The organism is Haladaptatus sp., from assembly GCF_049589095.1.
Taxonomy (GTDB): Archaea; Halobacteriota; Halobacteria; order Halobacteriales; family Haladaptataceae; genus Haladaptatus.
In genome coordinates this window covers 1-13711 of sequence record NZ_JBAWAC010000161.1, presented here as the reverse complement: position 1 = coordinate 13711, position 13711 = coordinate 1, and the positions used below count along the sequence as shown (strand labels likewise).

The window sequence follows — 13711 nt, the reverse complement described above, 5'->3', positions numbered from 1 at the left end:
CTCCTCGACGATGCGCTGTGGCGAGACGACGTTGCCCTTGCTCTTGGACATCTTGTCGCCGTCGAGTAGGACCATGCCCTGGGTGACGAGGTTCGTGAACGGTTCCCGGTGGGAGAGCAGTTCCATGTCCGAGAGCACCTTCGTCACGAACCGCGAGTACAGCAGGTGCATGACGGCGTGCTCGATGCCGCCGACGTACCGGTCGACCGGCATCCAGTCGTTCGCCTGCTCGGTGTCGAACGGGACGTCGTCGAGGTGCGGCGAGACGTATCGCAGGAAATACCACGACGAGTCCATGAACGTGTCCATCGTGTCCGTCTCGCGGCGCGCATCGCCACCACACTCAGGACACTCGACGTGGTTCCACTCCTCGGCCGCGTCCAGCGGGTTTCCGGTCGTCTGCACGAATTCGGGCAGTTCGACCGGGAGTTCCTCGTCCGGAACGTTAACTGGGCCACATTCCTCGCAGTGGATGATCGGAATCGGCGTTCCCCAGTAGCGTTGTCGCGAGATTCCCCAGTCACGGAGGCGGTACTGGACATCGTGAGCGGCGCTCTCGATGTCCGCTTCCAACTGTTCCCGAGCATCGTCGCTGTCGAGGCCGTCGTAGTCGTCGCTGTTGACGAGCACGCCGTCCTCGGTGTAGGCCGCCTCGCTCACGTCCGGAACGTCGTCCTCGCTCGGTGCGACGACGGGCGTGATGTCCACGTCCATCGACGTCGCGAAGGCGTGGTCGCGGGAGTCGTGGCCCGGAACGCCCATCAGCGCGCCCGTCCCGACATCCGTGAGGACGAAGTCGGCGACGAACACGGGAATTTCCTCGCCCGTTGCGGGGTTCGTCGCGGTCAGATCGGTGGCGACACCCTGTGGTTCGTCGCCCTCGGGGTCGGCGACTTCGTCCACGAAGTGCGCGATTTCCTCGTTCTCTTCGGCCAGTTCCTCGGCGATGGGGTGGCCGGGCGCGAGCGCGAAGAACGAGACGCCGAAAATCGTGTCGAGTCGGGTGGTGAACACCTCGACGGGGCCGTATCCTTCGACACTGAATTCGACGGTGGAACCGTGCTGACGACCGATCCAGTTTCGCTGCATCTGGCGGACGTTGGACGGCCAGCCGTCGAGTTCGTCCAAGTCGTCGAGGAGTTCGTCGGCATACTCGGTAATCTTCAGGAACCACTGGTCGAGTTCGCGCTGTTCGACGGGAGTGTCACAGCGCCAGCAGAGTTCCGCGTCGCCCTCAACTTGCTCGTCGGCGAGCACCGTCTCACACGACGGACACCAGTTGATTTCGGCGGCTTCCCGCTCCACGAGTCCTTCCTCGCGGAACTGGGTGAACAGCCACTGGTTCCAGCGGTAGTAGTCGGGCTGGCACGTCGTGATTTCGCGCTCCCAGTCGTAGCCGAAGCCCATGTCCGCCATCTGCTCGCGCATCGTCTCGATGCACGAGAGCGTCCAGTCGCGCGGGTTCGTGTCGCGTTCGATGGCCGCATTCTCGGCGGGCAGACCGAACGAGTCCCACCCCATCGGGTGGAGGACGTTTTCGCCGTCCATGCGCTTGTATCGGGCGTAGGCGTCCGTTATCGTGTAGTTACGGACGTGACCCATGTGGAGTTGGCCGGAGGTGTACGGGAACATCCCGAGGACGTACGCCGGGTCGGACGCCTCGTCCGGGATGTGGAAGACGTCGGCGTCGTCCCACGCCTCCTGCCATCGATGCTCGATTTCCGTGTGGTCGAACTGTCGTCGTGTTTTCATGCGAGAATCCGGGTTGTTCATCCTTTGTTCCGTTTGGCTTCTATACGTTGTCATCTGGCAGCGCCGTTCGACCCCCACTCCGTCCGCTCACAGTTATCTGTCAGGTAGACACTTCTTTTACCGTTGCACGTCTCCGCTAGAACATGAGCGAGTACGAGCCACGGGAAATCGAGTCGAAGTGGCAGTCTCGATGGGCGGAAGATGGTCGATATGAGGTTGACCCATCCCCGTCTGAGGCCACCTTCGTCACGGTCCCCTACCCGTATCCGAGCGGGGGAATGCACATCGGCCACGCGCGAACCTACACCGTGCCGGACGTGTGGGCGCGGTATCGCCGTCTGCAGGGCGACAACGTGTTGTTCCCCATCGCGTGGCACGTCACCGGCACCCCCATCGTCGGCGCGGTGGAGCGCCTGAAAAAGCGGGAACCCGAACAGATGTCCGTGCTGCAGGACACCTACAACGTCTCCGACGAGGACCTATCCGAGATGGAGACGCCGATGGGGTTCGCCCGCCACTTCATCGAGGACAGTTACAAGAAGAACATGCAGTCGCTGGGGCTGTCCATCGACTGGCGGCGCGAGTTCACGACGAACGACGAGCGCTACTCGAAGTTCATCACGTGGCAGTACGAGACGCTCAAGGAGCGCGGCCTGCTGGAGAAGGGCCTGCACCCCGTCAAATACTGCACGAACGAGCAGAATCCCGTCACCACCCACGACCTGCTGGAGGGCGAGGAAGCCGAGTTCCAGGAGTACACGCTGGTCAAATTTGATTGGCACGCGGAACGGAGTTCCGCGAACCGTTCGAGCGGAGAGCGAAGCGAACCGCGAGTAATCACGGTTCCGATGGCGACCCTGCGCCCGGAGACGGTTCACGGCGTCACGAACGCCTACATCGACCCGGACGCGGAGTACGTCGAGGCTGCTGTTGATGGAGAGACGTGGCTCGTCTCCGAATCCGCCGCCGAGAAACTGGAACTGCAGGCTCACGACGTCGAAATACGGGACCACTTTAGCGGCGAGCGACTCGTCGGCGAGCACGTCACGAACCCCATCACGGGCGACGACGTACTGGTCCTGCCCGCGGACTTCGTGGACGCCGAGAACGCCACGGGCGTCGTGATGTCCGTCCCGGCCCACAGCCCTGACGATTGGGTGGCTCTGAAGGAGGCTCAGGCGGACGACGCTCGGATGGAGAAGTACGGCATCGACCCCGCGGAAGTCGCCGCCATCGAACCGAAGGCCATCATCGACGTGGAAGGCTACGGCGAGTTCCCGGCGGAGGACGCCGTGGCGGAACACGGTATCGAGGATTCGTCTGACCCCGCCTTGGAGGACGCCACCCAAGAGGTGTACAACCGCGAGTTCCACAGCGGGAAGTTGGGTCCGATGTACGGCGACTACGCCGGGGAAATCGTGGAGGACGTGCGCGACGACCTCAAAGAAGAGTTCCAGGAACAGGGGTCGTTCGGCACGATGCACGAGTTCAGCGAGGAGGTCGTCTGTCGCTGTGGCGGGGCCGTCGAAGTCGCCGAACAGGACACATGGTTCCTGCGGTACAACGACGAGGCGTGGAAGGCGAAGGCCCACGAGGTCGTCGCCGGATTGGACGCGATTCCGGAGAACACCCGCGAGCAGTACGACCACACCATCGACTGGTTGAACGAGTGGCCGTGCATCCGTAACTACGGACTGGGCACCCGCCTGCCGTGGGACGACGACTTCGTCATCGAACCGCTGTCGGACTCGACCATCTACATGGCCTACTACACCATCGCCCATCGGATTTCCGACGTCCCGGTCGAGGAAATGGACAGGGAGTTCTTCGACACGTTGTTTTATGGGAGTGAAGCATTGGATGATCCCAACGAAACCGCCCTCTCCCTGCGCGAGGAGTGGGACTACTGGTACCCGGTCGATTACCGCTGTTCCGCGAACGACTTGGTCAGCAACCACCTGACCTTCTTCCTGTTCCACCACGCCGAACTGTTCGACCCGGCGAACTGGCCGCAGGGCATCACCGTGATGGGCATGGGCCTGCTGGAGGGCGAAAAGATGTCCTCCTCGAAGGGCCACGTCGTCCTGCCGGAGAACGCCATCGAGAAGTACGGTGCCGACACGGTCCGCTTCTTCCTGATGAACAGCGCCGAACCGTGGCAGGATTACGACTGGCGGAGCGACCAGGTCGAGAGCACGGGGAACCAACTGCGGCGATTCTGGAATCGCGCGAACGACACGATTGCGGCCCCGGAAGGCGAGCGCGACCTGCAACACATCGACCGCTGGTTGCTGTCGAAACTGCAGGCGACGGTCCGCGAAGCCACGGACGCGTTGGACCGCTTCGAGACGCGCACGGCCAGTCAAGCCGTCTTCTACAGTTTCGAAGAGCACCTGAAGTGGTACCGCAAGCGTACCGACACGGACCGACCGGGCGCACGCTGGACGCTTCGCAAGGTACTGGATACCCGTCTGCGCCTGTTGGCTCCGTTCATTCCGTTCATGACCGCGGAACTCCACGAGCGCTTGACGGGCGAACCGATGAGCGAATCGACGTGGCCGGACCCCCATGCCGACTTCGAGAGCACCGTCACGGAGATCGAGGAGTCGTTGGTCTCCGGATTGACCGACGACATCCGCGACATCGTGGACGTGACGAACACCGACCCCGAGACGATCCGGGTGTACGTCGCCGCCGACTGGAAGCGCAAAGTGCTCTCCGCGGTGGTCGAAAACGGCCCGAACGTCGGTGCGGTGATGGGTGAAGTCATGCAGGACGCGGACCTGCGTGAGAAGGGCGACGACGTCAATCAACTCGCCCAGACGCTGGTCGAGGACGTGCGAGAGCGCCCCGACGACCAGGCCGAAGTGCTGGCGAACGTGGACGAGGTCGCCGTCTACGACGACGCCCGCGACTTCTTCGAACGCGAGTTCGACGCCGACGTCGAGGTCTACCGCGAGGGCGACGACGTGCCCGACCCCGAGGACAAAGCCCGCCACGCCACGCCACTGCGACCGGCCATCCATCTGGAAGGATAAGTCGGCACGCTCGACCGAATTTCTCTGTGCGGTGGTCATCTTCTGCCGTCCGTTCTCCGTCGCCCGTTTTCTGCCGTCCGTTCTTCGCCGCCCGTTCTCCGCTCACGTCGCTAATCCAACCACCCACAAAAATCCACAAATGAGCTACAGGTAAGACGATACTCGTCGTTATGTCTCTCCTATGGCCCGAGCGACCGTCTGCCTGACCTACGACGTCGACGCCGTCTCCGTCTGGATTCACACCTTTGGGGCCGGTGACACCCCTACACAGCTTTCACGCGGGGTGCACGGTGCCTGGGTCGGCGCACCCAGAATCCTCGACCTGCACGACAAACACGGGATTCCGGCGACGTGGTTCGTCCCCGGTCACACCATCGAGAGCTTTCCCGAACGCGTCGGCGAGGTGCACGACCGTGGATACGACGTTCAGTGTCACGGGTGGCGACACGTCAACCCGAGCACGTTCGACAGCAAGGAGGACGAAAAGGACGAGTACGAGCGGGCGATGACGAACATCGAGGACATCACCGGAGACGCGCCGGTCGGGTTCCGGTCGCCCGCGTGGGAGTTCTCCGAGAACACGCTCTCCATCCTCGACGAACTGGGGTTCGAATGGGATTCGAGCGCGATGGGCAACGACTTTCACCCGTACTATCTCCGGAAGAATTGGAGCGCCTCCCAGAAGAAACCGTTCCAAATCGGCGACAAAAGCGACATCGTGGAGATTCCTATCTCGTGGAAACGGGCGGACTTCCCGGCGCTGATGTTCGTCTGGGAGCAGTCGATCCTGTGGGGATTCGCCGACGAACGGTCCGTGTTCGACCTCTGGAAGGCCCAGTTCGACTGGATGCACGAGAACATGGAAGACGGGATTTTCACGCTGGCGATGCACCCGCAGGTCATCGGACAACCACCCCGAACGACGCGACTGGAGGAACTGATCCAGCACATGCGGACGAAACCCGACGTCGAGTTCGCGGACGTGAGCACGGTTGCGGCGGAGGTTCGGAGCGGTGACCGGGCGGCGATGCCGATGATCGGGTAGCGGTTTCCCGGTGGACCGTTTCGCCGTTTTGAGACATTGGCTATAACCGTTTTTCTAACCCACACCGTCCGCTCAGGTATGGCAAAGTACGTTGCACTCGTTGACATCCGGACGAGCGTCCAAAACGCGCAGGAACTCGCGTCGACGTGGGGCGACATCCGGTTGGAGTTCGAGGAGTTCGGCGTCGAACTCGACGGAAGTTTTGCCGTGCTCGGCGAGTACGACTTCCTCCTCATCTTCGAGGCACCCGACCGCGATACGGCCTTCCGTGCGGGCATCGCGGTGGAGAGCTACGGAATGGATATGCAAACCATGGAAATCATTCCGATGGACGACTTCGCCCAGTTGGTCGAAGACTGACAGCAGGATTCGAGGATCTATCATCGATGATCACTCTTCCCCGAGAGAAAAAGCCTATTCCCCGTCGAACCGTTCGTGGAGCCATGAGCCAGTCGTCCGAAGTCGCCCTCGCGTTCGACGAGAACGAATTACTTCCCGCAATCGCACAGGATGCGGACACCGGAGATGTTCTGATGTTGGCATACGTTTCCCCCGAAGCCGTCGAGAAAACCCTCGAAACCGGGTTCGCTCACTACTACTCCCGCAGTCGGGACGAACTGTGGAAGAAGGGTGGAACCAGCGGCCACCTCCAGCACGTGAAGGACGTTCGCGTCGATTGTGACGCCGACACGTTGCTCTACCGCGTCGAGCAGGACGGCGGTGCCTGCCACGTGGGTTACGAATCCTGTTTCTACCGCAGTATCGAATCCGTCGACCGGGACGGGGACGAACCGACCGCGGAAACCGAAATCGTCGCCGAACGGGTGTACGACCCCGACGAAGTGTATGAGTGATCCACTGACCGAACTCCGAACCGCGGACGAGGCGTGTCGGGAGAAAAACGCCGCCATCGCCGAATACGGCGAAGCGGAGATGAACGCCGTCGCCGATGCCTACCACCGGGCGACACACCTGTTCGACCGCTACGAGTCGCGTGCGACCGGCACCGGCGATTTCGAGGCGTTCTTGGAGTTCCAAGGGAAGTTCGGCGATTTCGTGGACGGGTTGCCCGACGACCTGCCCGCACGCGAGGCGTTCGAACGGGCGGAGACGACCATCGACAAACGCCGATTGAGCGAGCGTGATTTCGAGAAGGCGCGAAACGCGCTCACACCCGCGAAGGAAATCGTCGCCCTGTCGGACGAACGCCAGGCGACACGCGAGCGATACAGGGATACGCGACACACCGTTTCACAGCGGGTAGCGGAACTGGACGAACGAATCGCGTCCCTCGAACGGTTACGGGAACTCGGGGACGCAGATTTGGACGCCCCGACGGAACTGCTTTGGGAGCCAATCGACGCCGCCAACGATGCCATCACCGAAGCGTTCTCGGAGTTTACACACGACGCGACATCCCGCGAAATGGTCGAGTTCCTCACCGCGACCGAACATTATCCGCTCATCGAGTTTCAGCCGCCGCCGGAAACCCTTCGGGAGTATCTGCTCGGTCGGGACGGCGGGGACCTCACCGTCCCCGAACTGCTCGAATACGCCCACTACTCCCAGTCCAAGCTCGACCACTACGTCACCGACCCCGCCGCATTGAAACGCGCCGTCGCCACGAACGAGACGTATCTCGACCGAATCGATCCGGAACCGCTCACCATCGACTGGCCACCCGCCTCCGCGAACGAACTCCGCTGGTGGTGTGAGGAGGCGATCCGCGTCGCGGACCGATTCGCACCGCCGGAAACCATCGCACGGCTCCGTAAAGTGGAGGACCTCACTCGTCGGGACGATTTCGAACGACTCCGAACGGCAGCAGAAGCACGCTCCGAGTTGACGGACGACGAACGCGACAAACTCGCCAGTGGCGAGGTCGAGGATGAGCTCGCGCGGCTACGGGACGAACGGGGAAAACTGAGCGACGCGCTCGATACGTATCCGTCGCGGTAGCGTTTCGAGTTTGAACGATCGAACGAGGTATCAGGCGTCCGCTTTGGCCGTTCGAAGAGTATCTTCCATCTCCGCCGCCAGTTCCTCGGCGCGATGGCGTTCGTGCGCCTCGGCGTAGATTCTCACCATCGGTTCCGTTCCGCTGGGACGGGCCAGCACCCACGCATCACCGAAATCCAAGCGGTAGCCGTCGCGGGTGTTCAGCTCGGCGTTCGAATCCGTCGCCGTCTTCTCCGCGGCGGCGAGCAGCGCGTCGTGTTCGGCGTCCGTCGTGTACTTGATGTTCGTCCGAACGTTGTGGTAGCCGCCGTACGGTGCCACTACCTCGCTCGCGCTTGCGTCGACCAGCAGTTCGAGGAACTTCGCGGCGGTGTACGCGCCGTCGCGGGTGAGACGATAGTTCGGGAAGAAGATGCCGCCGTTGCCCTCTCCGGCGACCGGTACCGACACGTTCTGGTCCCGTAATTCTTGAATTCGGGTGATGATGTTCGTGCTCCCGATGGGCGTCAGTTCGAGGGTCGCACCCGTCTCGCGGGCGACGTCCACCAGCCGCTGGGAGACGTTGACGGCGGAGACTACGGCGTCACCGGGTTCGAGTTGGGCGGCCGAGAGCGCGGCAAGCGTCGCGTCGCCTTCGATGTACTCGCCGTTCTCGTCGTAGAAGATGGCGCGGTCGGCGTCACCGTCGTGGGCGATACCGACGTCAGCGCCGCTCGCCTCGACCAGTAAGCCGAGGTCGTGGAGGTTTCCGGGGACGGGTTCGGGGTTGCGGCCGGGAAAGTGGCCGTCGGGTTGGCTGTTCGTCGTGACGACGCGGCAGCCGAGTTGGCGGAAGAATTCGGGGGAGGTGAGCGAACCGGCACCGTGACCGGGGTCGAGGGCGACGGTGAGGTTCGCGTCGGCGATTTTGTTCGTGTCTATCGAATCGAGCAGTTGGGAGACGTATCGTTCGCGGGCGTCGTCTATGACGTGGCTGTGGCCCGTCTCGCTCCAGCGAACTTCCTCGAACGCTTCGGTGAGAAACTTACCTTCGACTCGTTCGAGGTCGTCAACCGAGAGTTCGATGCCGTCGTCGCCGATGAGTTTCACGCCGTTGTACTCCGGCGGGTTGTGGCTCGCGGTTATCATCAACGCGGGAACCCCCTCGCTTTCGGCGTACGACTGCACGCCGGGCGTCGGCACGATGCCGAGTCGGTCCACGTCCGCCCCGACGCTCGCCAATCCGCTGGCCGCGGCGTCGGCGAGCATGTCGCCTGTCGCTCGTGTATCCCGTGCGAGTGCGATGCGGTCGGTGCGCCAGACCGTCCCCGCAGCCTTCGCAATCTTGAGCACGAACTCGGGAGTCAGTTCGTCGTTGGCGACCCCTCTCGTCCCGCTCGACCCGAACACCTTCATGTGGGGGCATGGGATTTCTGCCTTCAAAGAGATTCCGAATACGGGTGCTACTCCGCCTCTGCACGGTGTCCGGTGGCCGATTTCACCGGCGTTTCCCAGCCGATGACGACGAGCGACCCAACGATGAGGACGCCGCCAGCCACCGCCAGCGCCGTGAGCGGCGACGCCACGTCCGAGAGCACGCCGCTTCCGAGTTGGAAGGGAATCACCGCCAGCGAACTCACCATCGCCAGCGACGAGAGGACGGTCGCCCTCCCCAGCGTCTCGATACGGTCGTTCACGTACTGGGACGCGAGCGACCGCGTCGTTTCCGAGATACCCCGAGCGAACAGGAACGCCGGAATCGCCAACACCGGCATCATACGGAGCGCGACGAGCGCGATACCGACCACGAACGGAATCGTGAGGAACCACGTTCGCAGGCCGATTCGCTCCCGAATCGCGCCGGTGTAGTAGCTCAATCCCGCCGAGAGCAGGCTGATGGCCGCGTAGAACCAGCCCAAAATGGGCTCGACGTTCCTGGGGGCGACACCGACCTGTGGCAGGACGGTCTTCAGGACGGGTTGGACGTACATGAACACGAGATAGGACACCGCCGAGAAGAGGACGAAGTAGTAGACGACGAACGCCCGCAGTCGCTCGTGGGAGAGCGTTTCGCGGATGACATCGGCGGCCTCCCGGACGCCGAGTTCGTCCGACTCGCTCTCCTCGTAACTCGCGGGTTCGTCCATCCCGAGGAGGACGGGAACTCCGACTCCCGTCACGCCTGCCGCGACGAAAAACGGGTACGCGAGGTCGATTTGGGCGAGATAGCCACCCAAGACCGACCCGACGACGCCGACCAGCAGCGCGGCCGACTGCCCGCGCCCCCGGACGTGTGCGAACCGGTCCTCGGACAGGTCGTCGGTCAGGGTATCGTACAGCCACGCGTCGCTGGTGCCCGACCGGAACGTGTAGCCGAACGACCAGCAGGCGTACAGGGTCGCGAGCTGGACGAAGTTCTCGGCGAAGCCGATGCCGACGAGCGTCAGCGTGATGATTCCGGTTCCGATAAGCAGACTGTTTCGGTGGCCGACCCGGTCACCGACGTAGCCCGTCGGAATCTCGGAAACGAGCGTCGTGACGTTGTAGATCCCTTCGAGCACGGCGATTGCGGTGAAATCGAGGCCGAGCGAGAGGAAGTAGAGATACATGATGGGTCGATAGAACTCCACCGCTTTCGTGGACTTGTAGACGTAGTAGAGTCCGATATTCCATCCGACGGTGCGACGCGCCCGACTCATACCGATTCGCTCGTTCGCGAGCACCCTGTTCGTTCCGCGCAACCGATTGCACATAGCGAATTGACATCTTTCGTCGGGATTTTATCGCCGCTGGTGCAACGGCCGTCCATGGACGACGAGCGACCCGACCCTGCCGACGCGCTCGCCGCGATCGGCAACGAACGCCGCGTCTCGATGCTGTACGAGCTTCAACAGGCGTTCCGCGACGGCGAGTCCGCGCTCCCTTACGCCGACCTCAAGCGACGGGTGGGCGTCCAAGACAGCGGCAACTTCAACTACCATCTCCAGCGCCTCGTCGGGCAGTTCGTCCGAAAAACCTCGGACGGCTACGCGTTGACCTACGCGGGTCGCAAGGTCGTGAGCGCGCTGACGGCGGGCGTGTTCACCGAGCAGGCCGACGGAGCCACCTTCGACGCGCCAGGAACGTGCTACGAGTGTGGCGAGGCATCTCTTTCGGCCCGCTACGAGCAAGAACGGGTTCGTATCGTCTGTGAAAGCTGCGACGAGGAGATTCTCCACAACCCCTTCCCGCCCGCGCCGACGACGCGCCGTGACGACCTCCTCGACGCGTTCGAGGCGTGGACTCGCCGTTGGAACGCCCTCGCCGCCGCCGAAGCGTGCCCCGAATGCGGGTCGAAGATGGCCGGACGGCTCACCGACGACCGGCACGAATTGAGCACCGGAAACGTCCCCTACCGCCTCCGCGTCACCTGCACGGAGTGCTGGGCGATGGCGAACCTCCCCGTTGGCTGTCTCGTCCGCGATCACCCTCGTGTCGTCGGATTCCACGCCGAACGCGACGCCCCGCTCGACGCACATCCCCTCTGGAACCTCGACTGGGCGCTTCACGAGGACTTCCTGACCGTTCTCGCCGACGACCCGCCGCGTGTTCGACTCCGAATTCCCGCCGACGACGACGAACTCCGACTGACGTTCGATGCCGAGGGCTCGGTCGTTTCGACCAGCGTCGTCGAACGGTGAACCGAGGTCTTCGGATCCTTATCGCTCCGGGTGAATCGGCGCGTCGAACCCGCCCCTGACGAGCGGTTTGGCGATGTGGCGGCGCGCTTCCGGCGGCACCTCGTACCAGCCGAGTTCGAGGTCACGCTCGATTTCCCGTTCGACTTTCCCGTCCGCATCCGTCCCACACCTGCGACAGCGGTAGCCCTGTCCCGCGCCCGCGCTCTTCATCGAGCGGCCGCAGTCGGGGCAGTTCGGCGTCACGAGTTCGGTCGTGTCGAGGTTCCTGACGGCGAACTTCTCCAACTTGAGGGTTCCGTCGGTGACCTCGCCGCAGACCGTGATTCGGTCGCCGGGACGGAGGTTCCGAACGTGATTTCGAAATCGCTTCGTGGGTTCGAAGGCGGCACACAGCTGTTCGGTCGTGTTGTCCTCGATGGTGAAAAAGACGTGGCCACCACGTCGGGTTTCCGGCCCCGAGGCGACCGTTCCGGTCACGCGGTAGGCGCGGTCGTCCTCGATTTCGTGGAGTTCGGCGTCCTGCAAGTGGGCGTCGGTCCCCTGATTCGTCACGAACAGCGCCGTTTTGACGACGGATTCGCCCTCGATTCGCTCGGCGACTCGCCGGACTTCGTCCGGGTCGTCGCCGCGAATACCGTGGAGGATGGGACAGGGCGTGTGCGGAACACAGACCGCTTCGCCGGTGCCGCGGTCCACGGTGTCCCACACGTCGGGATACCCCGAATCGGCGGCCGCGAAGGTCGAATCGAAGTCCACCTCGCGGGGCGTTCCCCAGCGGTCCGATTCGCGGTAGGAGATGTGTTCGTAGGTCCACTCGGAGAACGCGGCGTGCGCGCCGATGGCCGCCAGCGCGCCGATCTTTCCGCGGCCGTTCTTCCACCCGGCGTGTCGGTAGCCCGCCGCGTCTATCCGTCGCTCGGCGTCCTCCCGCGATAGTAACTCCCGAATCGCTTTCCGCGAGAATTCCGCGACGTCGTCCGGAATCTCGTCGGGAGCGTGCGGCGCGACGACGAGGCCGGGATTCGTTCGCGGGTCGTCGGTCTCGGCGGCCGAATCGAGTTCCGAACGCGCGAGCGCGAAGGCGCGTTCGGGATCGAAATCCGTGTGAATCGCAAGCGCGGCGTTCCCCCGTGTCTTGTGTTTCACGGCGGGATTGAGTCGGACGAGGAGCAGTCGCTCGATGGTTCCCCCGGCGTCTCGAATCCGCTCCGCGAGTCGTGCCGCGAGATACGTCGTACACATCCCGCGTTCGCGGGAGTCGGTGTCGTCGAGACCGATGACGGTCACGTCCGGTGATTACGGCGTGGCGAATTAACAGTTTTCGAAGAAACAATGCTATTTGAATCTACTGCCGGCAATTTACACAATCGCCAGACAGCGGCGGGATGGCTCGCCAAAACGCCTTTATATGAGAGTCACTTACCTCCCACCATGTCCAGGTCTGCACTGGTCGGAAACGTGACTGCGATGTTGGAGGACGCCGGCTTCGTAGTTAGCGACCGGTGTGCTATCCGACCAAAGAGCTTCGACGTGGCAGCGCGACGAGGACCAGACCTCCTGTTGCTGAAGATCCTCGGCAACATCGACGCGTTCGACGCCCAAACCGGCATCGAGATGCGCCGCCTCGGCACGTATCTCGACGCGACGCCGCTGGTACTCGGGCTTCGGACACGAAATCAGGACCTCGAACCCGGCGTCGTCTACTTCCGTCACGGCGTTCCGGTGTTCAGCCCGGACACGGCAGTCGATCTGTTCGTGGAGGGCGTCCCGCCGCTCGTCTACGCCGCACCCGGCGGCCTGTACGTCAACATCGACGGCGACATCCTCCGCGACGAGCGCCAGGACCGCGGTTGGAGCCTCGGTCAATTGGCTTCCGAACTCGGCGTCTCGCGTCGCACCGTCTCCAAGTACGAAGGCGGCATGAACGCTAGCGTGGAAGTCGCCGTCGAACTGGAAGCGTTGTTCGACCGCGAACTGACGAGTCCGGTCGAGGTGTTCGATGGTGCCGACGAGGTGACGGAAGAGGACGAACCGGACCAACCGGAAGCCGAATCCGACGACCAAGACATGTTCTCCACGCTCACCCGCGTCGGGTTCACGGTTCACCCTACGAGCAGAGCGCCGTTCCGGACGGTCAGCGAGGACGACCGCGAGGACCGCGTTCTGACGAGTCACTCGGCGTTCACCCGCACGGCCGAAAAACGCGCTCGGATCATGAGTTCAATCAGCCACGTCGCACGGACCCATTCGGTCTACTT

At 63.2% G+C, this 13711-nt stretch carries 11 protein-coding genes; 7 read left to right on the top strand and 4 right to left on the bottom strand.

All coding sequences use genetic code 11. From position 1 onward, the window contains the following. A partial coding sequence (gene leuS, locus WBV42_RS05555; protein WP_423985145.1) for a leucine--tRNA ligase occupies positions 1–1752 on the bottom strand: 1752 nt, incomplete at its 3' end. Between the two features lie 143 nt (positions 1753–1895). Here leuS (WBV42_RS05555) and leuS (WBV42_RS05550) point away from each other — a divergent pair. The 5 genes from leuS (WBV42_RS05550) to WBV42_RS05530 all read left to right on the top strand — a co-directional run bounded on the left by leuS (WBV42_RS05550) (position 1896) and on the right by WBV42_RS05530 (position 7794). Further along, positions 1896–4790, top strand: coding sequence for a leucine--tRNA ligase (gene leuS, locus WBV42_RS05550; protein ID WP_423985144.1), 2895 nt, complete (start codon positions 1896–1898; stop codon positions 4788–4790). Positions 4791–4971: 181 nt separating this feature from the next. Next, positions 4972–5835, top strand: coding sequence for a polysaccharide deacetylase family protein (locus tag WBV42_RS05545; protein ID WP_423985143.1), 864 nt, complete (start codon positions 4972–4974; stop codon positions 5833–5835). Positions 5836–5913: 78 nt separating this feature from the next. Continuing rightward, the gene (locus tag WBV42_RS05540) at positions 5914–6195 is read left to right on the top strand and encodes a GYD domain-containing protein (RefSeq protein WP_066139951.1); all 282 of its coding nucleotides are present in this window, start codon (positions 5914–5916) and stop codon (positions 6193–6195) included. An 83-nt stretch (positions 6196–6278) separates the two neighbouring features. Then, positions 6279–6689: a phosphoribosyl-AMP cyclohydrolase gene (hisI, locus tag WBV42_RS05535; RefSeq protein WP_253224842.1), complete on the top strand. Its 411-nt coding sequence runs from the start codon at positions 6279–6281 to the stop codon at positions 6687–6689. Further along, positions 6682–7794: a DUF7118 family protein gene (locus WBV42_RS05530; RefSeq protein WP_423985142.1), complete on the top strand. Its 1113-nt coding sequence runs from the start codon at positions 6682–6684 to the stop codon at positions 7792–7794. The genes hisI and WBV42_RS05530 overlap by 8 nt, the downstream gene beginning before the upstream one ends. 30 nt (positions 7795–7824) lie before the next feature. Here WBV42_RS05530 and glmM read toward each other — a convergent pair whose 3' ends face one another. Further along, positions 7825–9189, bottom strand: coding sequence for a phosphoglucosamine mutase (gene glmM / locus WBV42_RS05525; protein ID WP_423985141.1), 1365 nt, complete (start codon positions 9187–9189; stop codon positions 7825–7827). A gap of 47 nt (positions 9190–9236) precedes the next feature. After that, positions 9237–10472 (bottom strand): MFS transporter, encoded by a 1236-nt coding sequence (locus tag WBV42_RS05520; protein ID WP_423985140.1) that lies wholly within the window; start codon positions 10470–10472, stop codon positions 9237–9239. Between the two features lie 108 nt (positions 10473–10580). Here WBV42_RS05520 and WBV42_RS05515 point away from each other — a divergent pair, with 108 nt between their 5' ends. After that, on the top strand, positions 10581–11453 hold the full coding sequence (locus tag WBV42_RS05515; RefSeq protein ID WP_423985139.1) for a DUF7351 domain-containing protein: 873 nt from the start codon (positions 10581–10583) through the stop codon (positions 11451–11453). A gap of 18 nt (positions 11454–11471) precedes the next feature. Here the strand turns inward: WBV42_RS05515 and WBV42_RS05510 are convergent, their stop codons facing one another. Further along, positions 11472–12740 carry a TiaS agmantine-binding domain-containing protein gene (locus WBV42_RS05510; RefSeq protein WP_423985138.1) on the bottom strand — a complete coding sequence of 423 codons (1269 nt, stop codon included), beginning with the start codon at positions 12738–12740 and terminating at the stop codon, positions 11472–11474. Between the two features lie 144 nt (positions 12741–12884). Here WBV42_RS05510 and WBV42_RS05505 point away from each other — a divergent pair. Continuing rightward, positions 12885–13711: transcriptional regulator (locus WBV42_RS05505; RefSeq protein ID WP_423985137.1), on the top strand; the 827-nt coding region annotated here is incomplete at its 3' end.